This is a genomic window from Klebsiella sp. ME-303 (genome assembly GCF_007910085.1).
Taxonomy (GTDB): domain Bacteria; phylum Pseudomonadota; class Gammaproteobacteria; order Enterobacterales; family Enterobacteriaceae; genus Klebsiella; species Klebsiella michiganensis.
The window spans coordinates 124,427-145,646 of record NZ_VOJB01000104.1 but is presented as its reverse complement, the minus strand read 5'-3'; the positions used below and the strand labels follow the sequence as shown (position 1 = coordinate 145,646).

The 21,220-nt window shown below is 54.5% G+C and carries 19 protein-coding genes, 1 tRNA gene and 1 pseudogene; 13 read left to right on the top strand and 8 right to left on the bottom strand.

Features of this window, described 5'->3' with window-relative positions; genetic code table 11:
- Positions 1 to 110: 110 nt before the first annotated feature.
- Positions 111 to 1,298: a cyanate transporter gene (locus tag FQK12_RS26460; RefSeq protein WP_014230297.1), complete on the bottom strand. Its 1,188-nt coding sequence runs from the start codon at positions 1,296 to 1,298 to the stop codon at positions 111 to 113.
- A gap of 166 nt (positions 1,299 to 1,464) precedes the next feature.
- Here FQK12_RS26460 and cynR point away from each other — a divergent pair, with 166 nt between their 5' ends.
- Positions 1,465 to 2,397 carry a transcriptional regulator CynR gene (gene cynR / locus FQK12_RS26455; RefSeq protein ID WP_014230296.1) on the top strand — a complete coding sequence of 311 codons (933 nt, stop codon included), beginning with the start codon at positions 1,465 to 1,467 and terminating at the stop codon, positions 2,395 to 2,397.
- Positions 2,398 to 2,577: 180 nt separating this feature from the next.
- Here the strand turns inward: cynR and FQK12_RS26450 are convergent, their stop codons facing one another.
- The gene (locus FQK12_RS26450; protein WP_042945765.1) at positions 2,578 to 3,441 is read right to left on the bottom strand and encodes a hypothetical protein; all 864 of its coding nucleotides are present in this window, start codon (positions 3,439 to 3,441) and stop codon (positions 2,578 to 2,580) included.
- A 595-nt stretch (positions 3,442 to 4,036) separates the two neighbouring features.
- Complete coding sequence (locus FQK12_RS26445; RefSeq protein WP_004852922.1) at positions 4,037 to 4,291, bottom strand: hypothetical protein; 255 nt, start codon at positions 4,289 to 4,291, stop codon at positions 4,037 to 4,039.
- Between the two features lie 670 nt (positions 4,292 to 4,961).
- On the opposite strand from FQK12_RS26445, the gene FQK12_RS26440 reads away from it, so the two are divergent.
- Positions 4,962 to 5,297, top strand: a complete 336-nt coding sequence (locus tag FQK12_RS26440; protein ID WP_014230292.1) for a lysozyme inhibitor LprI family protein — start codon at positions 4,962 to 4,964, stop codon at positions 5,295 to 5,297.
- 81 nt (positions 5,298 to 5,378) lie between these two features.
- Here the strand turns inward: FQK12_RS26440 and FQK12_RS26435 are convergent.
- Both FQK12_RS26435 and FQK12_RS26430 read right to left on the bottom strand, forming a co-directional pair.
- Positions 5,379 to 5,450, bottom strand: a tRNA-Arg gene (locus FQK12_RS26435).
- A gap of 74 nt (positions 5,451 to 5,524) precedes the next feature.
- Positions 5,525 to 6,420: pseudogene (locus FQK12_RS26430) on the bottom strand (formate/nitrite transporter family protein).
- 257 nt (positions 6,421 to 6,677) lie between these two features.
- On the opposite strand from FQK12_RS26430, the gene mlaA reads away from it, so the two are divergent.
- Positions 6,678 to 7,439 (top strand): phospholipid-binding lipoprotein MlaA, encoded by a 762-nt coding sequence (gene mlaA / locus FQK12_RS26425; protein WP_014230289.1) that lies wholly within the window; start codon positions 6,678 to 6,680, stop codon positions 7,437 to 7,439.
- A 62-nt stretch (positions 7,440 to 7,501) separates the two neighbouring features.
- Here mlaA and fadL read toward each other — a convergent pair whose 3' ends face one another.
- The gene (gene fadL, locus FQK12_RS26420; RefSeq protein ID WP_014839142.1) at positions 7,502 to 8,866 is read right to left on the bottom strand and encodes a long-chain fatty acid transporter FadL; all 1,365 of its coding nucleotides are present in this window, start codon (positions 8,864 to 8,866) and stop codon (positions 7,502 to 7,504) included.
- A 371-nt stretch (positions 8,867 to 9,237) separates the two neighbouring features.
- Here fadL and FQK12_RS26415 point away from each other — a divergent pair, with 371 nt between their 5' ends.
- From FQK12_RS26415 to sixA, 4 genes are all read left to right on the top strand, one after another.
- A complete protein-coding gene (locus tag FQK12_RS26415) occupies positions 9,238 to 9,522 on the top strand; it encodes a YfcZ/YiiS family protein (RefSeq protein ID WP_014230287.1) in 285 nt (94 codons plus the stop codon).
- Positions 9,523 to 9,681: 159 nt separating this feature from the next.
- Positions 9,682 to 10,992: an acetyl-CoA C-acyltransferase FadI gene (gene fadI / locus FQK12_RS26410; RefSeq protein ID WP_014230286.1), complete on the top strand. Its 1,311-nt coding sequence runs from the start codon at positions 9,682 to 9,684 to the stop codon at positions 10,990 to 10,992.
- Positions 10,992 to 13,136 (top strand): fatty acid oxidation complex subunit alpha FadJ, encoded by a 2,145-nt coding sequence (fadJ, locus tag FQK12_RS26405; RefSeq protein ID WP_014230285.1) that lies wholly within the window; start codon positions 10,992 to 10,994, stop codon positions 13,134 to 13,136. Before fadI ends, fadJ begins: the two co-directional genes overlap by 1 nt.
- A gap of 209 nt (positions 13,137 to 13,345) precedes the next feature.
- The gene (gene sixA, locus FQK12_RS26400) at positions 13,346 to 13,831 is read left to right on the top strand and encodes a phosphohistidine phosphatase SixA (RefSeq protein WP_014230284.1); all 486 of its coding nucleotides are present in this window, start codon (positions 13,346 to 13,348) and stop codon (positions 13,829 to 13,831) included.
- A gap of 19 nt (positions 13,832 to 13,850) precedes the next feature.
- Here the strand turns inward: sixA and smrB are convergent, their stop codons facing one another.
- A complete protein-coding gene (gene smrB / locus FQK12_RS26395) occupies positions 13,851 to 14,402 on the bottom strand; it encodes an endonuclease SmrB (protein ID WP_014230283.1) in 552 nt (183 codons plus the stop codon).
- A 167-nt stretch (positions 14,403 to 14,569) separates the two neighbouring features.
- On the opposite strand from smrB, the gene prmB reads away from it, so the two are divergent.
- The 6 genes from prmB to FQK12_RS26365 are packed head-to-tail and all read left to right on the top strand — an operon-like array spanning position 14,570 to position 19,120.
- Entirely contained in the window at positions 14,570 to 15,502 is a 933-nt protein-coding gene (prmB, locus tag FQK12_RS26390; protein WP_009652591.1) for a 50S ribosomal protein L3 N(5)-glutamine methyltransferase, read from the top strand.
- 37 nt (positions 15,503 to 15,539) lie between these two features.
- Positions 15,540 to 16,628, top strand: coding sequence for a chorismate synthase (gene aroC, locus FQK12_RS26385; RefSeq protein WP_014230282.1), 1,089 nt, complete (start codon positions 15,540 to 15,542; stop codon positions 16,626 to 16,628).
- Positions 16,629 to 17,453, top strand: coding sequence for a penicillin-insensitive murein endopeptidase (gene mepA / locus FQK12_RS26380; protein ID WP_014230281.1), 825 nt, complete (start codon positions 16,629 to 16,631; stop codon positions 17,451 to 17,453). It begins immediately after the preceding gene.
- Positions 17,453 to 18,262, top strand: a complete 810-nt coding sequence (locus tag FQK12_RS26375; RefSeq protein ID WP_014230280.1) for a sulfite exporter TauE/SafE family protein — start codon at positions 17,453 to 17,455, stop codon at positions 18,260 to 18,262. The genes mepA and FQK12_RS26375 overlap by 1 nt, the downstream gene beginning before the upstream one ends.
- Complete coding sequence (locus FQK12_RS26370; RefSeq protein WP_014230279.1) at positions 18,262 to 18,810, top strand: elongation factor P hydroxylase; 549 nt, start codon at positions 18,262 to 18,264, stop codon at positions 18,808 to 18,810. The genes FQK12_RS26375 and FQK12_RS26370 overlap by 1 nt, the downstream gene beginning before the upstream one ends.
- A 31-nt stretch (positions 18,811 to 18,841) precedes the next feature.
- Positions 18,842 to 19,120: a YfcL family protein gene (locus tag FQK12_RS26365; protein WP_014230278.1), complete on the top strand. Its 279-nt coding sequence runs from the start codon at positions 18,842 to 18,844 to the stop codon at positions 19,118 to 19,120.
- A 54-nt stretch (positions 19,121 to 19,174) separates the two neighbouring features.
- Here FQK12_RS26365 and mnmC read toward each other — a convergent pair whose 3' ends face one another.
- A complete protein-coding gene (gene mnmC, locus FQK12_RS26360; RefSeq protein WP_014230277.1) occupies positions 19,175 to 21,163 on the bottom strand; it encodes a bifunctional tRNA (5-methylaminomethyl-2-thiouridine)(34)-methyltransferase MnmD/FAD-dependent 5-carboxymethylaminomethyl-2-thiouridine(34) oxidoreductase MnmC in 1,989 nt (662 codons plus the stop codon).
- Positions 21,164 to 21,220 lie beyond the last annotated feature (57 nt).

Here is a 21,220-nt window from a genome sequence, read left to right as displayed (position 1 = left end):
GGCGACGGTCATTAACAACAGTTTTTGTACTGATATAGTTGTTTGATTTTGTGCTTTTTTCTGCCTGAATGCGGGAGGAGTTAACTATCCCGCATGAGGAGATAACGGGTTTAGCGAGCGGCTGAATCCTGATGTTGCCACTCTTGCGGGTAGCGTGCGGGAGCGAAACGCAGCGTTATGGCCATTAAGGCCAGGACGCAGGCGGCGTGAAGCATCCAGTCGAGCTGGTAATTGCCGCTTAAACTCCGCAGCAGTCCCGACAGCCAGGGGGAAAGCCCGGCGACAATAAAGCCCACTCCCTGCATAAACGCGACCAGTCGGCCCGCAATGGCGGGGTGCCTGGCGTGATCGAGCGCCAGGACCAGACACAGCGGAAATGCGCCGCCAAGCCCAATACCGCAGCAGATGGCCCAGACAAGCGGTACCTGCTGCGGTAGCCAGATAAAACCGCAGAAGCCGACAAGCTGTAAGGCCAATGCCAGCATCAGAAGCGTTCGTCGATCCTCATGTCTGGCCAGGATGGGCAGCAGGAGCGCTCCGCCGGTCTGGCCGATGGTCATTAACGCCAGCAGGGTACCGCTGAACTGCGCGCTGTAGCCCGACTGCATATAGTAAGGCGGCAGCCAGGCAATCAGGCTGGCATAGCCGCCGTTGATCAAACCAAAATAGAGGCTAAGCGTCCACGCGCGACGATGGCGAAAAAGCGTGACCCGGGTTGTTGATGGCGTCCGGGCGGGTAACGTTCGGCTTAGCGGCCACCAGCAGAGGAGCGCGGCGGCGGCGGGTAACGCCCACCACGCAAGCGCGTGATACCAGATAGCGCTATGCTGCGCCAGCCACGGCGTGAATGCGGCGCCCAGGCCGCCGCCGCCCATCAGCGCCGCGGACCAGACCCCCATCACCTGCGGCGTCCGACGATGAAAAAGACGCTTTATCACCGCGGGAATAAGCGCCTGAATAATACCAATGCCGATTCCGCCAAGGAGCGCGCTGCTGAGTAATAGCGCGCTCTGCGGCGCCAGTTCGCGAAGTAAAGCCCCGGCGACGATCGTTAACAGGCTGAGGGAGATACTTTGACGCTCGCTGAAATGACGGTTAATCCAGCCGCCGGCTAGCGCCAGCAGACCCATGGCGATCACCGGTAGCGCGGTGAGCAGAGAGGCAAGCGTGAAGCTCATGCCGCTTGCCTGCTGGATCTGCAGAAGGAGCGGTCCAACGGAGGTCAGCAGCGGACGCATATTGATACCGATAAGCACCAGCACCAGCAGCATCGTGCCATTACGTTGCGTCAGGTTCATCGTTGAGTAGCCGGCGTTTGTTTCGCTGTGGGGAAGGTATTGAGGCAACTCATGCCGATCTCCTGTGGCGTTTGGTAAAGAATCGCGAGCAGAGTACGTAACTTATTTCATAAGTTAAAATACTTAATTATGATTGAGTTCATTTGAATTTCTTATGGATGAATTCATGCTGCCGCGACACCTCAACTACTTCATTGCCGTTGCTGAACACGGCGGCTTTACGCGAGCGGCAGCCATCCTGCATGTTTCACAGCCGGCTTTGTCGCAGCAGATTCGACAGCTGGAAGAGACGCTGGGAGTACGGCTTTTTGATCGCAGCGGGCGCAACACTTGCCTGACGGACGCCGGCAAGGTCTGGTTAATTTATGCGCGCCGGGCTTTACGGGAACTGGCCGAGGGGCAGCGCGCGCTCCATGATGTTGACGATTTGCAGCGCGGCACCTTACGTGTGGCGATGATGCCAACCTTTACCCATTATTTTATGGGGCCGCTGGTGGCTTCGTTTTATCAACGTTACCCGAATATAACGCTGGATATACAAGAGCTGGCGCAGGATCGAATGGAGACTCTGCTGCTCAATGATGAGCTGGATATCGGGATCGCTTTCGACGGTAGCGATTCGCGGGATATTGTGTCTCAGCCGCTGCTCTCTGAAACCCTGGCGCTGGTGGTTGGCCGCTCTCATCCTCTGGCGGCGACCCGTCGTGTGGCGCTGACGGCGCTCAATCAGGCGTCACTGATTCTGCTAAGCTGCGCTTTTGCTACTCGCGAACAAATCGATCGCGACTGCCGACAGCGCGGTATTCAACCGAAAGTGCAGATGGAGGCCAACTCGATTAGCGCAGTGCTGACCGTGGTTGAACGCACGTCGTTGGCAACCTTGCTTCCTGCTGCTATTGTTCAGGGGCGTGACGATTTAACCGCGATCGAACTCGTGCCATCATTACTGGAAAGAACCGCGTGTTTGATACAGCGAAAGGGGGCCTGGCAAAGCGCCGCGACCCGAGAGTTTATACCAATGGCACATCAGGCTGCGTCAATATTGAGCGCAGGGCAGGGTTTTCAGGAATCCACTGGCGGAGACTTAACGTCATGTTGATTCGCTGTATATGAAGTGATTCATAAACATCAGGAGCGTTTATAGAGAACAGTTTTATTGTGAAGTCAGATGTATATATGAATTCATATTGAAATGCATTTCACATTTGCTACTGCGTTGCGCGCCCTGTACCTATAGCGCTGAAATGATTCATTCTGATATAATTAAATTAAAGAAGTATCATTCGAACGTATATTCTGACGTCGGAAGATTAATGCTGCCGTAGCTGGAAACCACGCCTTCAGACCTGAGTTTATCCATAGCCCTATTAAATATTTTATTTTTTTTGTTTTCAGTCGCGTTAAGCATGTTATCGCCAAAATGTGGATTGGATTGGATGATGTGATTGATAAATTCAATGAGCAACTTATTTTGCATAATCGTTGAGGGTGTCACCATATCTTGCTCCTCAGGTAAATCTAAGGCTTTTTCAGAAAGTTCGAGAGGGCGACTGCTGATGGTATGTTCATAAATTTTCTCAATCGCCTGACTTGTGATGTAAAGCTTACTCAGCGTGATGGTTGGTCTCTCATCCTCGTCCGGTATGAAGTGACAGAAGAGGACATTGGTGGCCGGTGATATGATGCTTATCCTCTCCTCGGTAATCATGCCATCAGGCGTTTCTAAGATCTCCATTAAATTTCTTGTGTGGCAGTACCATAACCCGGAGACGGAAACCCGGAGTTTCAGCTGGGTAATCGGCATACCATATTGGGCTTCCTGATTTGCTTCACTATCATTAAATTTAAAAATTTTGTTAATTTTGGAATGCCGTGACCAAGATCTTTCGCTGATACTCAATTCATCAACATTGGGTGCGTTAAGAAAATAGAGATTATTACTGCTCTGGTCATGTTGGAACGCACCTTTTAATGTTCCGTTAATTTTACCTACTTTTATGCACAGGCTTATCGCGCCAATATCATGCCAATGAAGCAGATCTTCTATTTCACAATTCAATAATTTTTTAGCGCGAGATATTGAACAGTATTCCAGGGGGGGGAGATTGTTTAGTTTCCATATGTTTCTTTCTTTTCTTTCCATGGTCTATATCATCTTATGAAAAATAGGGGGTTATGGTTTTCCTAAATTGACCTCTATCGACGTTGCGACGATTTAGATTCATACAAAATATTTATCAAAACAGATGTTTTATATCAAACTTTGATATTGGCATGTCATGTTGAATCTGGTCAGAATATTATCTCTAATGCATCTTATCAGCTTTCCTGTAATAATTAAATGTATCGCGGCTAAAAAAATCCGCAGTACTCATTATCCTTGTGATGAATTAATGACTTTTAATTATTTTGTTGGTGCATTGAATTTCCAATAATTATATGAAATTACTAATAATGCAGGAGGCGATATTGAGTCAAAAGGCTGATGATTCATCGAAAGCGGAACCTGCTTGAAAATCCTCGGATAGACGATGCGGCTGGTGAACGGACAGAAGAGGGATCGCCATGGGTCAGGCCTGTATCGTGTCAATGCTTGTTTTGATGCGGGCTCGTGTGCAAAGAATCCTGCTATATCTGTCATAAGCAAAACAGAATTTCCCTTGCTGGAATCGGGCTTGCGTACTGTGCGGAGCATATTTGTGAAAGTACGGTGGGGTTATACCCCCACCGTACTGTTTTTACTTTTTCACTGCGTTTTTGGCCGCAGTTTTTGCGTTGTCGCAGGCTGCCTGGTTTTTAGCACAGGCGTCTTTGGCTGCTTTTGCTTCTTTCTGCGCATCCGCTTTTGCCGTGGACTTTGCCTGGGCGCACTGCGTCGCGTTATTCTGGCAGGCTGACTTAGCTTTTGAAACGACCTGACCATTTGCCGCGCTGGCAGCGCCACAAGCCATAAGCGCACAGATACCCAGTGCCATTGCGAGTTTTTTCATCATATCTATCCGTATAACCAATTTAGGTAAGGCAACAGGCTGTCCGCAAGTCCCGTACAGAACCCGATTCTTGTCGCAGACATCCTGCCGCAATATGAAGCGGATGGCTGAGAAGATAGCTTTTCATCCGCCATAAACCGCCGGACGCGCTGCTTTTAAGCAACGCTGATACTGAAAGAACAGCAGTTCAGCGCATCCGGCAGCGGGAAGAATACGTGACGTCAGGGATTTATCTACCGGCATTGTTTTGCGAATCGTAACGCAGGGAAACAATCAACAATGATAACTACTGTGAATGTTAAAATTTAATATATGTAATTGATTTTAAATGGAATTGAATTTATATATGGAATATCAGGCCAGACATAATTATGAAAAGCGTTACGGTAGAAAAATTTTTTCCCTCTCTGGCAAGCGATACCGTGACCCGCGTTGATGCAATTCTGACCGATACTTCAGCCAGGCTGTGGGGCGTTTTATCGTCGGGAAAAAAGATTTTGCGGAAGGCGCGCGGCTAACCCAATGGGAGCCTTAAGGTGGATTAACTATAATTATCGACAGCACGGATAGTTCAGAGCGTCAGTGTGTCAAAAGCTTACGCTGGGCTTCGTAGCGAGGGGCACTCGTTATAAACGGGTAGCACAAATGGCGGGAGTGCGGAAATGGAGCGCGTATGAAGATAAGAGAAGTACTGATGACTATTGCTGTGCTGTATCCGATAGCGGGGTATTCCGCGAGTTTTGATTGTCAGAAAGCGACGCAGGCGGATGAAAAGGCTATCTGCGCTAACCGGAGCCTGAACGATATGGACGTGGTGATGGCGACGAAGTATGAGTTTCTGCGGGGGCTTTTTCCAATGGGGACGCGTGGCGAGATGATGGATGCACAAAAAACATGGCTCCATAGCCGGCAGAAATGCGGCAGCGACAGCCGTTGTTTGACGAAATCATACGAAGACCGGCTACAGCAACTTGATGAGATCTATGCAGGAATCGATAAACCTCTGTGATTCATCTGCTTCGGGGCTGGCGTTGTTCTGCGGTGGTGATGATTAAACGAATGCTGTGAACGGAGGTGAATAATTCAAAAGTGTCCCCTGCAGGAATCGAACCTGCAACTAGCCCTTAGGAGGGGCTCGTTATATCCATTTAACTAAGGGGACGAAGCGCCGGGATTATAGCGTTATTTTCGGCGCTCGTTAAGCTTGTACAGGCCAACTGCTTAATCTATAGCCATTTAGCGCTTTTTGGCCTCCTCGGCTGCACGAGCTTTCTTCTCATGACTCATGTCATTGCGAATCTGGGCATGGCTTAGTAAAGCGAAAATAAAGGTCCCGCCGCATATGTTGCCGGCAAGCGTTGGCAGAGCAAAAGGCCAGATAAATTCCTGCCACGGTAGCGTCCCGTTAAATACCAGGTAGAAAATCTCGACGCTGCCAACCACAATATGCGTGGTGTCCGCGAGGGCGATAAGCCAGGTCATCAGAATGATGACGACAATCTTTGCAGAACCTGCGGCAGGAAACATCCACACCATGGTGGCGACCAGCCAACCGGAGATAATTGCATTGGCAAACATCTCCAGCGGCGGGTTTTGCATGACCTTCAGGCTAATTTTAAGAAAGGCTTCGCGAGTGGGCTCATCGAACACAGGCATAACATCGAACGCCCAGGCCGCGATAGCGGTCCCGATTAAGTTACCTGCCAGCACAATCCCCCATAAACGTAACAGCAGGCCGATGTTGCCTGGAGTGGGTTTATGCATAATAGGCAGGACGGCGGTGACGGTGTTCTCGGTAAACAGCTGTTGGCGAGCGAGAATGACGATCACAAAACCAAAGGTATAACCAAGATTTTCCAGCAAGAAGCCGCCGGGAAGTTCGCTCAGGTGGACATGGAAGATGCCTTGGCGACCAGCGAGGCGCCCATCGAAAGTCCGGCGGCAATCGCTGACCATAATAGCGCCATGGCATCGCGTTCGAGCTCTTTCTCGCCCTCCTGGCGAATTACTTCATGAGTGGCCATCGCCTGTGAAGGCAGGCGTTCTTCATCAACCTCAATTTCTTCACCATTCTGCTTTTCTTCACTCTCTACTTCAACATCCTCATTATCATGGTGAGTTTGCGGTTTCATAACTTTTCCTCAACGGCGGGTCTTTATTATAATCCTAGAGCGGTTTCGGCTGTTCGGGTCGGATAAGCTCCTAAATTCTTCACAATGACAAGATTAGCAATACGGAAATTGCAAAATGTGTATAGAATCGGGACACCAACAATGATGCTAAAAAAGGCTATGCTGAAAGCAGGCACATGCTTACGGGCGATATCTTTATGGAGGCAGCTGTCCCCCGATAACCCCCAGCGATAGCTTAAATTAACAGGGAGACACCTATGAATTTTCGCCTGTCGGCGCTTGCGCTTGGCGCCACATTGCTGGTGGGATGCGCCAGTTCGAGTTCTGGCGATCGGCCGCAGGGGCGTTCAGATCCGCTTGAAGGCTTTAACCGTACCATGTTCAACTTCAACTTCAACGTTGTCGATCCCTATGTCCTTCGCCCCGTCGCGGTGGCGTGGCGTGATTACGTTCCGCAGCCGGCGCGTAACGGGCTGAGTAATTTTACCAGCAACCTCGAAGAGCCGGCGGTAATGGTGAACTCCTTCCTGAAAGGCGATCCCTATAAAGGAATGGTGCACTTTACGCGTTTCTTCCTGAACACCATCCTTGGGATGGGTGGCCTGGTTGATGTGGCCGGGATGGCGAATCCGAAACTACAGCGCGTTGAGCCTGCCCGCTTCGGTAGCACGCTGGGTCACTATGGCGTTGGCTATGGTCCATATGTGCAGTTGCCTTTCTACGGCAGCTTCACCCTGCGTGATGAGGGTGGCGATATGGCTGATGACCTGTATCCGGTTCTTTCCTGGCTGACATGGCCGATGTCTATCGGCAAATGGATGGTTGAGGGCGTTGAAACGCGCGCGCAGCTGCTGGATTCAGACGGCTTGCTCCGTCAGTCCTCCGATCCGTATATTTTAATGCGTGAAGCCTACTTCCAGCGTCACGACTTTATCGCCAACGGCGGTAAACTTTCCCCGAATGAAAACCCGAACGCGCAGGCGATTGAGGGCGATCTCAAAGATATCGATTCACAGTAACCGACGGGTAGAAAGTAAAAAGGGTGAACATCATGTTCACCCTTTTTTGTGGTTTCACATTATCAGAAACGGTAGTTGAAGTTCGCGCCGTACAGCCAGGCTTTACCTTCTGATTTAAAGGTATACGGCCCTTCTGTAAATTCAACGTGCTGACCGTGCATATAAGACACACCGACGTCGACTGAGGCATCTTTATTAAAGGCGTAAGTCGTACCGGCGCTGAGCCACAGGCGATCCTGGTCCGGAATAGAGATAGAGCGATTGGAAGCCGGGACCGGGCTATCATCAAAGGCGATACCGGTACGGAAGGTCCAGTTATCGTCGTGGTAATAGGTCGTACCCAGCGCGATACGGTAGGAATCTTTAAAACCTTCGTCCTTGTAGAACAGCGTTTCACCACCGCTGGTTTTGGTCGCTTTCAGCTCCTGGAACTGGCTCCAGCTGGTATAGGCAAGGCTGTAGTGAACGGCCCATTTTGGCGCCACGCGGTTATAACCTGATACTTCCCACATTTCTGGCAGATTCAACGTCAGAGAACCGCCAATCGTGGAGCCGCCGGTGCCGTACGGCAGGCCCAGGCCCAGAGCGGAGTTGATGGGGTTGAGGGAAGACGGCAGGCTGCTCTTGTAATCCCCGTCAAAATCAACTTTGACTTCAGAGCGGTAGGTTAAGCCGTAGCGGTTGTTTTTATCGACTTCATATAAAATACCGGCATTCCAGCCAAAGCCCCATTCATCACCCTTCAGACGAGCAATTTGGGTGTCGCGGCTGATACCGCCGGCCTGTTGACCGATGGCCGCAGCCTGAGCCGGGGAGAGTTTGCCGGCTTTCACCATTCCCGGTAGCTGTGCGCCGATAATTTCCGGTAAATCACCCGCATAGCGCTCTAATTTTGCTCGAGCGTACACGGCGTCAAAGCCCAGACCAAAACTCCAGTGGTCGTTGAGACGATAAGCGCCGCTCAGGTTCAGGTTGAGCGTTTCGAGATCGGTGGTACCGCCCATCGAGCCCGCGGCAAAATCGTTGTTGAACTCGGTGGCTAAACCATAGTTAGAGGTCAGGGAAGCTCCCCAACCGAACTGGTCGTTAATCGGCGCCACGAAGTGCAGATTTGGCACCCATGCGGTAGGCGCAATATTGTCCTGGCTGGCGTCATTACCGATAACTGAACTACCGGTGACGTTGACATCAGGATCGACGAAAATAGCGCCGCCGGAGAAGGTTGGACGGTCGAACATCATGATTAACGCCGGGTTACGACTGGCGTTTCCCGCATCATCAGCAATAGCGCCTTCACCTGAATAGGCGCGACCAAGGCCCGATGAAGAGAATTCGTTTAGCTGAAAGCCTGCTGACCAGGCCTGGGTTGAAACGAGTGCTACAGCCACTGCAAGGGCAGATTGGGTAAGGCGGGTTTTCTGGCTCATGCCCATAACCTCATAGAGTTATTTTTATTTAAACAATGTTACATGCTGTAACAGGAGCGCGAAGTGTAGGGTCTGCTTTACGACAGAGAAATCAGACCAGTGCGCTGAGTATAGGTCTGACCAGATGATATGTTGCAAGTTTGTTTATAAGTTTTTTCAATTGTGATCTAAGAAACGCGATCCAGTTGGCAAATTTGCCCGGGTACCTGTTACCCAAAGTAGGTGCTTTTTGTTTTGGATCATTTTTAAGTGTGATTTCGGTCACTTATCCCGTTTGTCGCCATTAACGACTGGAGGCAGGCATGTCCGGGGCGTAAAATACGCACATTATTTGTCTGGCACCTTGAGTGCATATACAGAGGAAATCTACGATGAGTAAATGCAGTGCTGATGAAACCCCGGTTTGCTGCTGTATGGATGTTGGCACCATTATGGACAACACCGATTGCACCGCCTCTTATAGCCGCGTGTTTGCGAACCGTGCCGAAGCCGAAGAAACGCTCGCCGCATTAAGCGAAAGAGCGCGTAACGTTGAATCAGAGCCGTGCAAAATCACCCCGACCTTTACCGACGTTGATGGTGGCGTGAAGCTGGATATCGATTTCGTGTTCAGCTGTGAAGCTGAAACCCTGATTTTCCAGCTCGGCTTGCGTTAATCCTTCCCTTAATGCCCCTCATGGCAGGGGCGTTACCTTTTCTAATCAATGTGTTTTGGCTCCCACTTTTTCGGTTCCCCGATTGGCTTAATGTAAAATATTAGTTAAAACTGTTATCAGGTCAGACCACTTTGTTTTATCGGTTAACAGGGGAGCGTTATGAGTCAGGCATTACCGCTAGTCACCCGCCAGGGCGATCGTATCGCGATAGTCAGCGGTTTACGTACTCCGTTTGCCCGACAGGCGACGGCTTTTCACGGCGTGCCGGCCGTTGATTTAGGTAAGCTGGTGGTCGGCGAAATGCTGGCTCGCAGCAACATCCCCGCGGACATAATAGACCAGCTGGTATTTGGCCAGGTGGTGCAGATGCCGGAAGCGCCGAACATCGCCCGGGAAATTGTGCTGGGGACCGGTATGAGCGTGCATACCGATGCCTACAGCGTCAGCCGCGCCTGTGCGACCAGCTTTCAGGCGGTAGCCAACGTCGCGGAAAGCCTGATGGCAGGCACTATTCGCGCGGGTATCGCCGGCGGAGCCGACTCCTCTTCCGTATTACCTATTGGCGTCAGCAAAAAACTCGCCCGAACGCTTGTTGATGCCAACAAAGCTCGCACCCTGGGACAGCGTCTGAAGCTATTTTCTCGGCTGCGTTTGCGCGACCTTCTGCCCGTACCGCCAGCGGTTGCCGAATACTCAACCGGCCTGCGGATGGGCGATACCGCCGAGCAGATGGCGAAAACGTGGGCTATCACGCGCGAACGGCAGGATGCGCTGGCGCTGCGTTCACACCAGCTTGCCGCCAGAGCCTGGGAGGAAGGTAAGCTCTCGGCAGAAGTGATGACGGCGTACACGCCGCCGTTCCGTGAACCGCTGGAACAGGATAATAATATTCGTAAAAATTCAACCCTGGCGGATTACCAAAAGTTACGCCCGGCCTTCGATCGTCAACACGGGAGCGTAACCGCCGCGAACAGTACGCCGCTAACCGATGGAGCGGCGGCGGTGATCCTGATGACCGAATCCCGGGCTAAAGAGCTGGGCCTTGTTCCGCTGGGCTATCTGCGAAGCTACGCTTTCACCGCGATTGATGTTCGCCAGGATATGCTGCTGGGCCCGGCGTGGTCGACGCCGCTGGCGCTGGAAAGAGCGGGGCTGACGCTGGCTGATTTGACCCTGATTGATATGCATGAAGCTTTTGCCGCGCAAACGCTGGCCAACCTGCAATGTATGGCCAGCAATCGCTTTGCCCGCGAAGTGCTTGGCCGCTCTCAGGCTACCGGGGAAGTGGACGAGAGCAAATTTAACGTGCTTGGCGGCTCGATTGCCTACGGTCATCCCTTTGCCGCCACCGGCGCGCGAATGATTACCCAAACGCTGCATGAACTGCGGCGGCGCGGCGGCGGATTTGGTCTGGTCACCGCCTGCGCGGCGGGTGGGTTGGGTTCAGCGATGGTTCTGGAGGCCGAATAATGGAAACCGTATCGGCATTTACGCTTGAGGTTCGCCCGGACAATATCGCCGTCATCACCATTGACGCGTCCGGTGAAAAAATGAATACCCTGAAAGCTGAGTTCGCCAGCGAGGTACGGGGGATCATCCGCCAGATCCGCGACAATAAGGAGCTGCGCGGCGCGGTGTTCATCTCGGCAAAAGCGGATAACTTTATCGCCGGGGCGGATATCAATATGATTGCCCGCTGCCATTCCGCGCAGGAAGCGGAGGCGCTTGCCCGTCAGGGTCAGCAAATCATGGCCGAGATCCACGGTCTGTCGATTCCGGTGATTGCCGCTATCCACGGCGCATGCCTGGGCGGCGGCCTTGAGCTGGCGCTGGCCTGCCACGGGCGGGTATGCAGCGATGACGATAAAACCCGGCTTGGCCTCCCGGAAGTTCAGCTGGGGCTGCTGCCCGGCTCTGGCGGAACTCAGCGTCTACCGCGATTAATTGGCGTCAGCGGCGCGCTGGAGATGATCCTGACCGGTAAGCAGCTTCGCCCGCGTCAGGCCCTGAAGGCAGGGCTGGTTGATGAGGTGGTGCCGCAGACTATCCTGCTGCAAACCGCGATTGAACTGGCGCTCAAAGGTCGCCCGGCAAGCCGCGCTGTTCCGGCGCGCGAACGTATTCTCGCAGGCCCGCTTGGCCGCAGCCTGCTGTTTCGTCTGGTCGCGAAAAAGACGCATCACAAAACCCAGGGGAACTACCCGGCAACTGAGCGCATTCTGCAGGTGATTGAAACCGGACTGGCGCAGGGCTGCAGCAGCGGATACGCCGAGGAGGCCCGCGCTTTTGGCGAGCTGGCGATGACGCCGCAATCGCAGGCGCTACGGTCGATTTTTTTCGCCAGCACCGATCTGAAAAAAGATCGCGGCGCGGATGCTGATCCCGTCGCGCTGCGCAGCGTGGGCATTCTGGGCGGAGGACTCATGGGGGGCGGTATCGCTTACGTCACCGCCTGCAAAGGCGGATTACCGGTACGCATTAAGGACATCCAGCCGCGCGGGATAAATCACGCGCTGAAGTACAGCTGGGATCTGCTCGATAAACAGGTGCGTCGCCGCTATCTGCGCGCCAGCGAGCGCGATCGCCAGATGGGGTTAATATCCGGTTCGCTGGATTATCAGGGATTTGCACATCGCGATGTGGTGATCGAAGCGGTGTTTGAAGACCTTACGCTCAAGCAGAAGATGGTCAGCGAAGTTGAACAGCACTGCCGCCCGGAGACGATCTTTGCTTCTAACACCTCGTCTTTACCGATCGGCGAGATCGCGGCGCATGCAAGCAGGCCGCAGCGGGTCATCGGGCTTCACTTCTTTAGCCCGGTAGACAAAATGCCGCTGGTGGAGGTGATTCCACATAGTGGTACGGATCGGCAAACAATTGCGACGGCGGTTAAGCTGGCGAAACTGCAGGGTAAAACGCCGATTGTCGTCGCCGATAAAGCGGGCTTTTATGTTAACCGCATTCTGGCCCCCTACATAAATGAAGCCATGCGCCTGTTGATGGAAGGCGAGCCGGTAGAGCATATTGATAACGCTTTGGTTAAATTCGGTTTTCCGGTTGGCCCTATTCAGCTCCTTGATGAAGTGGGAATCGATACCGGTACCAAAATTATCCCGGTGCTGGAGGCCGCATGGGGAGATCGTTTTAGCCCGCCTGCAAACATCATTAGCTCGATTCTGAATGACGATCGCAAAGGGAGAAAAAATAACCGGGGTTTCTATCTTTATGCGGCAAAAGGGCGTAAAAGCAAAAAACGGCCCGATCCTGCAATCTACGCTTTATTGGGTATTTCCTCACCGCAGGCGCGCTTGTCCGCGCAGCAGGTGGCGGAACGCTGCGTGATGATGATGCTTAACGAAGCGGCGCGCTGCTTCGATGAGCGAGTGGTTCGCAGCGCCCGCGATGGTGATATCGGCGCCGTATTTGGCATTGGTTTTCCGCCGTTTCTTGGCGGCCCGTTCCGCTATATGGATACCCTGGGAGCGGGGGAGGTCGCCGCGATATTGCAGCGCCTGGCTGCTCAGTACGGCCCGCGTTTTACACCATGTGACACTTTGTTACACATGGCCGAGCAGGGGGCGACCTTTTGGCCCGCTGAGGAACGTACGACCTAAGTTGTGGTCAAAGAAGGTAAATCCGGTAATGAACGGCGCTGCGCTTTGGCGATTTTGTAAGCAATAGTTGACTATACTTACGCCATTGAGGTAAAAAACAGCGTTTCATTCGTTGAATGGATCAGGCACAATGCCCGGCCACCGGGTCACCTGCGTATCGTCTACGTGGGTAAGACCGCGGTGCTTCTGGTTAACAAAAGCGGTGCAATATGCAAGTTTTTATCATGCGTCACGGCGACGCTGCCCTCGATGCAGCCAGTGACTCGGTTCGTCCATTAACCGTCTGCGGTTGCGATGAGTCTCGTCAGATGGCTACCTGGCTGAAAGGTCAAAAAGTGGATATTGAGCGGGTTCTTGTGAGTCCCTACCTGCGTGCAGAACAGACGCTGGAAATTGTTGGGGAGTGCATGAATCTGCCAAAAGATGTCGACGTGATGCCGGAACTCACGCCGTGCGGCGACGTTGGCATGGTTAGCGCTTATCTGCAGGCGCTGGCGAATGAAGGTGTGGCGACGGCGCTGGTCGTGTCTCACCTCCCTCTGGTGGGGTACCTCGTCTCAGAGCTGTGCCCGGGGGAAACTCCCCCGATGTTCACCACTTCGGCGATTGCCTGCGTCACGCTTGATGCCAGCGGCAAAGGCGAATTCAACTGGCAAATGAGCCCCTGCAATTTGAAGATGGCGAAGGCTATCTGATTCCCTCCGGGGCTGACGTTTACGGAAGCTCCGGCGGTTGCCACTCTTCAACTTCAATCAGTACCAGCAGTGCGGCGTCTCCGCCGTACTCTTTTGGTGCCTGATGAAACGCCATAATATGCGGGTGCTGGGCCAGCCACAGCGGCGTTTGCTGTTTAAGAATATGCTTTCCATGCCCGTGCATCACGCTGGCGCAGAATACGTGCTCGCGACGGCAGGCGGCAATCAAGGCTCCCAGTTCCTGCTTGGCCTGCTGCTGGGTTAAACCGTGCAGGTCGAGAAACAGCTCCGGCGAATAATCACCCCGACGCAGCTTTTTCAGCTCAAAATGGCTGACGTCCGAGCGCACATACTTAACCGACCCTTCGGTATTCAGCAGCGGCTGAAACTCATCGGAAAAATAGTGGCTGTTATCCGCCTGCTCCTGGAGCAGCCGCTTGGGCGGTACTTCAGCGATTTTTTTACGCTGCGGGCGATGAACGATGGTGTCCTGCTTAATCTGACGCGTGCCGGTCATCAGCTGCCGGAACAATGCCTGATCCTCCTCGCTTAGCGATGTTTTCTTTTTCATTATCTGATCTCATTTTTTCTTTGTCGGTAGTTTACCCGACTCGCCACGCATCCAGGCAAGGAAAACCTATTTTTCCCCCTCCGCCTGACGTAAGAATGCTGATTTATCCCCGTCTTCGTGGCAAACTAGCCGCCGAATTTATAGCAGAGCGTGCCCTGGGGGATAGCGTGGATAAAATTTTTGTTGATGAAGCCGTGAATGAGCTTCATACCATTCAGGACATGCTGCGTTGGGCGGTAAGCCGCTTCAGCGCTGCAAATATCTGGTACGGACACGGCACCGATAACCCGTGGGATGAAGCCGTACAGCTGGTGATGCCTTCGCTGTATCTGCCGCTTGATATTCCGGAAGATATGCGTACCGCGCGTCTGACTTCCAGCGAAAAACATCGCATCGTTGAGCGCGTCATTCGCCGTATTAACGAGCGCATTCCGGTCGCTTATTTGACCAACAAAGCCTGGTTCTGCGGCCATGAGTTTTACGTCGATGAACGCGTGCTGGTGCCGCGCTCGCCGATTGGCGAACTCATTAACAACCATTTTTCCGGCCTGATTGACCACTATCCGCAGCACATCCTTGATATGTGCACCGGCAGCGGCTGTATCGCTATCGCCTGCGCTTACGCTTTCCCGGAAGCGGAAGTCGATGCGGTGGATATTTCCCCTGACGCGCTGGCCGTTACCGAGCAGAACGTGGAAGATCACGGCTTAATTCATAACGTTACGCCGATTCGCTCCGATCTGTTCCGCGATCTGCCGAAGGTGCAATACGATCTGATCGTGACCAATCCGCCGTACGTCGATGAAGAAGATATGTCCGACCTGCCGGGTGAATATCGCCATGAACCGGTCCTGGGGCTGGCTTCCGGTAGCGATGGTCTGAAGTTAACCCGCCGGATCCTCGCCTGCGCGCCGGATTATCTCAGCGATGACGGTATCCTGATTTGTGAAGTCGGTAACAGCATGGTACATCTGATGGAGCAATATCCTGACGTGCCATTTACCTGGCTGGAGTTTGAAAACGGCGGCGATGGCGTCTTTATGCTGACTAAACCGCAGCTGATTGCCGCCCGCGCGCATTTCGGTATTTATAAAGACTAAAACAACACGCAAACATAACGACAAAAACGGAGCCGTGATGGCAGGAAACACAATTGGACAACTCTTTCGCGTCACGACGTTCGGCGAGTCGCATGGCCTGGCGCTGGGCTGCATCGTTGACGGCGTGCCGCCAGGCATTCCGCTAACCGAAGCCGATCTCCAGCACGATCTCGATCGCCGTCGTCCGGGAACCTCACGCTATACCACCCAGCGCCGCGAGCCGGACCAGGTGAAGATCCTCTCCGGCGTATTCGAGGGGGTGACCACCGGGACCAGCATTGGCCTGCTGATTGAGAATACCGACCAGCGTTCTCAGGACTACGGCGCCATTAAGGACGTTTTCCGCCCGGGACACGCTGACTACACCTACGAGCAGAAATATGGCCTGCGCGACTATCGCGGCGGCGGTCGTTCCTCTGCGCGTGAAACCGCCATGCGCGTGGCCGCAGGGGCGATTGCCAAGAAATTCCTCGCCGCGAAATTTGGTATTGTGATTCGCGGTTGCCTGACCCAGATGGGCGATATCCCGCTGGCGATAAAAGCGTGGGATCAGGTAGAGCAGAACCCGTTCTTCTGCCCGGATCCGGACAAAATCGAAGCGCTTGATGAACTGATGCGCGGCCTGAAAAAAGAGGGCGACTCCATCGGGGCGAAGGTCACCGTGGTGGCCGATGGCGTACCGCCGGGACTGGGCGAGCCGGTATTCGACCGTCTGGATGCCGATATCGCGCACGCGCTGATGAGCATCAATGCGGTGAAGGGCGTGGAAATTGGCGATGGTTTTGAGGTGGTGAAGCTGCGCGGCAGCGAAAACCGCGATGAAATTACCAAAGCGGGCTTCCAGAGCAACCACGCGGGCGGCATTCTCGGCGGCATCAGCAGCGGTCAGCAGATCGTGGCGAATATCGCGCTGAAGCCGACCTCCAGCATCACCGTCCCGGGTCACACGATCAATCGCTTTGGCGAAGAAGTTGAGATGATCACCAAAGGGCGTCACGATCCTTGCGTCGGTATTCGTGCGGTACCTATTGCCGAAGCGATGCTGGCGATCGTGTTAATGGATCACTTTATGCGTCAGCGCGCGCAAAATGGCGACGTGACGACATCAATTCCACGCTGGTCATAGATGAAAAACACCGTTATCGCACTGCTGGCGCTCCTCGCCAGCGGTACCAGCCTGGCGGCGACGCCGTGGCAGAAAATTACGCAGCCCGTTAGCGGCAGCCCGCAGTCCATTGGCGCGTTTGCCAATGGCTGTATCGTTGGCGCGCAGGCGCTGCCGTTAAACGCCACTGGTTATCAGGTGATGCGTACCGATCAGAATCGCTACTTCGGCCATCCGGACCTCGTGCAGTTTATTCAGCGTCTGAGCAATCAGGCGCACAATAAAGGCATGGGAACGGTGCTGATTGGCGACATGGGTATGCCGGCCGGCGGGCGCTTTAACGGCGGCCACGCCAGCCATCAGTCCGGACTGGATGTCGATATTTTTCTTCAGCTGCCGCAGGCGCGTTGGAGTTCAGCTCAGCTGCTGAAGCCGCAGGCGCTGGACCTGGTGGCCCGCGACGGCAAACGCGTAGTGCCGTCGCTGTGGAGCCCGCAAATCAGCCAGCTGATTAAGATGGCGGCGCAAGATAGCGACGTTACGCGTATTTTCGTCAACCCGGCGATTAAGCAGCAGCTGTGCCTGGATGCCGGTAGCGATCGCGACTGGCTACGCAAAGTTCGCCCATGGTTCCAGCACCGAGCGCATATGCACGTGCGCCTGCGCTGCCCGGCCGACAGCCTCGAGTGTGAAGACCAGGCTCCGCCTCCGGCGGGCGATGGCTGCGGTGCGGAATTGCAAAGCTGGTTTGAACCCCCTAAGCCAGGATCAACCCCTCCTGTGAAGAAGACGCCGCCTCCGCTGCCGCCTTCCTGCCAGGCGCTACTGGATGAGCATATTCTTTAATGGATAGTTTTATCGACGTTTTTATGGTGTCACCGACGGTACTGGTCGTACTGTTTTTCGTGGCCATTCTGGCGGGATTTATCGATTCACTGGCGGGCGGCGGCGGGTTATTGACCGTCCCGGCCCTGATGGCGGCGGGTCTTCCCCCTGCGCAGGCGCTGGCCACCAACAAGCTGCAGGCCTGCGGCGGGTCGCTGTCCGCTTCGCTTTATTTCATCCGCCGCAAGGTGGTGAATCTTGCCGACCAGAAGCTCAATATTCTGATGACCTTTCTCGGCTCGACGGGCGGCGCGCTGCTGGTCCAGCACGTCCAGTCCGATATTCTCAAGCAGATACTGCCAATCCTGGTTATCGGCATTGGCCTCTATTTTCTGCTGATGCCGAAGCTCGGCGAAGAGGACCGGCAGCGACGTCTGTACGGTCTGCCGTTTGCCCTGGTGGCTGGCGGCTGCGTCGGTTTTTACGACGGTTTCTTTGGTCCGGGCGCCGGATCGTTTTACGCGCTGGCTTTCGTCACCCTCGCGGGGTTCAATCTGGCGAAATCGACCGCGCATGCAAAATTGCTTAACGCGACGTCTAACGTTGGCGGCCTGCTGTTGTTTATTATTGGCGGCAAGGTGATATGGGCTACCGGCTTTGTGATGCTGGCCGGGCAATTTATCGGCGCCCGTGCGGGATCGCGGCTGGTGCTGAGCAAAGGACAGTCACTGATTCGACCGATGATCGTCGTGGTGTCGGCGGTGATGAGTGCAAAACTGCTTTATGACAGCCATGGACAGGAGTTCCTCCAGTGGCTGGGGATGAACTAATGAACAGCACGCATAAATATGAACAGCTGATTGAAATTTTCGACGGCTGTTTTGCTGAAGATTTTAATACCCGTCTGATTAAAGGCGATGACGAACCGATCTATCTTCCGGCAGATGATGACGTGCCTTACAACCGTATCGTCTTTGCCCACGGCTTTTACGCCAGCGGACTGCACGAGATATCGCACTGGTGCATTGCCGGGAAGGCGCGACGTGAGCTGGTAGATTTCGGTTACTGGTACTGCCCGGACGGTCGCGACGCGATGACCCAGTCTCAATTTGAAGACGTTGAGGTGAAGCCTCAGGCGTTTGACTGGCTGTTTTGCGTGGCGGCGGGATACCCATTTAACGTCAGCTGCGACAACCTGGAAGGGGATTTTGAGCCCGATCGGATCGCTTTTCAGCGGCGCGTGCATGCCCAGGTGATGACCTATCTGGAGCAGGGGATCCCTGAGCGTCCCGCGCGTTTCATTCAGGCGCTGCAAGAATATTACCAAACGCCGCCCTTGACGGCAGAACAGTTCCCGTGGCCGGAAGACCTGCACTAAGGCCACACTTTACATACTATGAGGAAAGAAGATGATCGCGGAGTTTGAATCACGCATTCTGGCGTTAATTGATGATATGGTCGACCACGCCAGTGATGACGAACTGTTTGCCGGCGGTTATCTGCGCGGCCACCTGACGCTGGCGGTGGCCGAGCTGGAAGGAGAGGGCGAGCATACTGCGCAAGCGGTACATGACAAGGTATCCCGGAGCCTGGAAAAAGCCATCAGCGCGGGCGAACTGTCGCCGCCGGATCAGGTTCTGGTGCAGGAAATGTGGAACAGTTTGTACCAGAAGGCGATGCAGAAATAGTTCTGCCCTCCGCCAAAGCCCGGCATTCGCTCAGCCGGGCTCTATTTCCCGCAATTATTTCACCGCTTTCCCTTTCAGCAGTTTTCTTACCCACAGCCGGTTAGGATTCAGCGCCGCCAGCGTTTCTTTATCCATGGGTAATGGCTCATTGCTCATTTGCGACGCCAGAATTTCAGCCGCCAGCGGCGCGGAGCACAGGCCGCGCGAGCCCAGCGCGCCCAGCATATACAGGTTGCGGTAAACCGGCGCTTCTCCGGCCTGCTCCTGACGTTCAGCCAGCGAGGCATATTCGCGTAAGGTGGCCTCATAATCAGGCACGCTGCCGACCATCGGCAAATGATCGCGGGTTGCGCAGCGCACGCCGCTGCGGGCCTGATTAGCGCTCAAGTCTACCTCCCGCGTCCATTCCGCCTGCGGGAAACAGTCAATCAGGCGCTGGCGATTCTGCTGCTGATCCTCGGCGCTAAACGCGGCCTCTGCCTGTCCGCGGTGGTAGCTTGCGCCAATGCAGTGTTGCTGATTATGCGGGTTTTGCGGCGTCAGGTAGCCGTTGTAGCACAGGACCTGGCGCAATTTCGATAGCCCTGGCGTCGTCGGAATATGGCTAACCTGACCGGCAACCGGGTACATGGGAAGATGCTCCGTCTGGCTAAAGCGGGTCATCTGATGGCCGTTGGCCAGCACCACGACCTCGTGGTACTGCCGCTGGTTTAATTGCCAGCCGTTGTTGTCTGCGCTGAGCTCCGTGACCGGATAATCGTAGCGCACGCGCAATCCGCGAGTGGCGGCGAGGGCCAGTAGTTCAGCGGTTAACTGCTGCGGACAAAGCCAGCCGCCGGCAGGATAGGCGATGCCCCCGCAGCCGGTTTCCACACCGGTTTGTTGCGCAGTGGTTCGGGCGTCCACGGCGACGGCGATTTCCGGCGGCAGGTTAAGCGCAATCATCTGGGCGATTTTCTGCGCGCTTTTCGTATCCCAGCCCAGTTGCGTCACGCCGCACCAGTCATGATCGAACATCACCGGCAGAGCGTCATACAGGCGGCGGGCGAAAGTAAATGCCGCCGGGAAGAAGCGGGCCAGGGCGGCATCGTGCTGGCTGAGCAGCGGATAGAGCGCGCCCTGGCGGTTTCCGGATGCGCCTTCAGCCGGCGCGCTGTCGGCGCAGTATAACGTTACCTGCCATCCGCGGCGCAGCAGCGCCAGCGCGAGCAGGGCGCTGGCGATCCCCCCGCCGATAATCGCGGCATCGCGCTGTTCCGTACCGCTGCGGGCAAACCACGGCGCGCGCGCGGGGATCTCCGGCGTTTCACGCATTTCGCCGGTCAGCATTTCGCGCTTGCGGCCAAAACCCTTGCGCTTCTGCATGCTGAAACCGGCCTCCTGCAGGCCGCGGCGCACAAAGCCGGCGGAGGTGAAGGTGGCCAGGGTACCGCCGGGTCTTGCCAGACGAGCCATCGCCGCAAACAGCTCCGCCGTCCACATGTCCGGATTTTTTGCCGGGGCAAAGCCATCAAGAAACCAGGCGTCCACCTGCTGATTAAGCGAATCATCGAGCTCGTTGGTCAGTTCATTAATATCGCCAAACCACAAATCCAGCGTGACCCGCCCTTCATCCAGCAGCAGACGATGGCAGCCCGCGATGGGCAGAGGCCACTGCGCCTGCAGCTGCTCGGCCCAGGTTGCAAGCTCCGGCCAGCGCTGGTGAGCAAGGCGCAGGTCCTCCGCTTTCAGCGGAAATTTTTCGAAACTGATGAAATGTAATCTTTGCAGGGTAGCTTCTGGTTTATCGCGGTGAAAAACGTCAAACGCCTGCCACAGCGTGAGGAAATTCAGGCCGGTACCGAACCCGCTTTCGGCAACCACAAAGAACGGACGTGCATGCTCAGGGAAGCGTTCCTTGAGCTGGTTTCCGTCGAGGAAAACGTAGCGCGTCTCTTCCAGACCGTTGTCATTGGAAAAGTAGACATCGTCAAAATCTCGGGAAACAGGTGTACCCTCAGCGTTGAATTCCAGGTTGGCGGGTTGTATGGCGTTTTGTTTCACGTAAGTTACTCGAATCACAAGGCGTAGAACGATCTTAACGATGTGTGCCTGAGGGCG

Coding starts and splice junctions, on each gene's coding strand:
- FQK12_RS26460 (WP_014230297.1), bottom strand. CDS start 1,298: ATGAACCTGACGCAACGTAATGGCACGATGCTGCTGGTGCTGGTGCTT.
- cynR (WP_014230296.1), top strand. CDS start 1,465: ATGCTGCCGCGACACCTCAACTACTTCATTGCCGTTGCTGAACACGGC.
- FQK12_RS26450 (WP_042945765.1), bottom strand. CDS start 3,441: ATGGAAAGAAAAGAAAGAAACATATGGAAACTAAACAATCTCCCCCCC.
- FQK12_RS26445 (WP_004852922.1), bottom strand. CDS start 4,291: ATGATGAAAAAACTCGCAATGGCACTGGGTATCTGTGCGCTTATGGCT.
- FQK12_RS26440 (WP_014230292.1), top strand. CDS start 4,962: ATGAAGATAAGAGAAGTACTGATGACTATTGCTGTGCTGTATCCGATA.
- mlaA (WP_014230289.1), top strand. CDS start 6,678: ATGAATTTTCGCCTGTCGGCGCTTGCGCTTGGCGCCACATTGCTGGTG.
- fadL (WP_014839142.1), bottom strand. CDS start 8,866: ATGAGCCAGAAAACCCGCCTTACCCAATCTGCCCTTGCAGTGGCTGTA.
- FQK12_RS26415 (WP_014230287.1), top strand. CDS start 9,238: ATGAGTAAATGCAGTGCTGATGAAACCCCGGTTTGCTGCTGTATGGAT.
- fadI (WP_014230286.1), top strand. CDS start 9,682: ATGAGTCAGGCATTACCGCTAGTCACCCGCCAGGGCGATCGTATCGCG.
- fadJ (WP_014230285.1), top strand. CDS start 10,992: ATGGAAACCGTATCGGCATTTACGCTTGAGGTTCGCCCGGACAATATC.
- sixA (WP_014230284.1), top strand. CDS start 13,346: ATGCAAGTTTTTATCATGCGTCACGGCGACGCTGCCCTCGATGCAGCC.
- smrB (WP_014230283.1), bottom strand. CDS start 14,402: ATGAAAAAGAAAACATCGCTAAGCGAGGAGGATCAGGCATTGTTCCGG.
- aroC (WP_014230282.1), top strand. CDS start 15,540: ATGGCAGGAAACACAATTGGACAACTCTTTCGCGTCACGACGTTCGGC.
- mepA (WP_014230281.1), top strand. CDS start 16,629: ATGAAAAACACCGTTATCGCACTGCTGGCGCTCCTCGCCAGCGGTACC.
- FQK12_RS26375 (WP_014230280.1), top strand. CDS start 17,453: ATGGATAGTTTTATCGACGTTTTTATGGTGTCACCGACGGTACTGGTC.
- FQK12_RS26370 (WP_014230279.1), top strand. CDS start 18,262: ATGAACAGCACGCATAAATATGAACAGCTGATTGAAATTTTCGACGGC.
- FQK12_RS26365 (WP_014230278.1), top strand. CDS start 18,842: ATGATCGCGGAGTTTGAATCACGCATTCTGGCGTTAATTGATGATATG.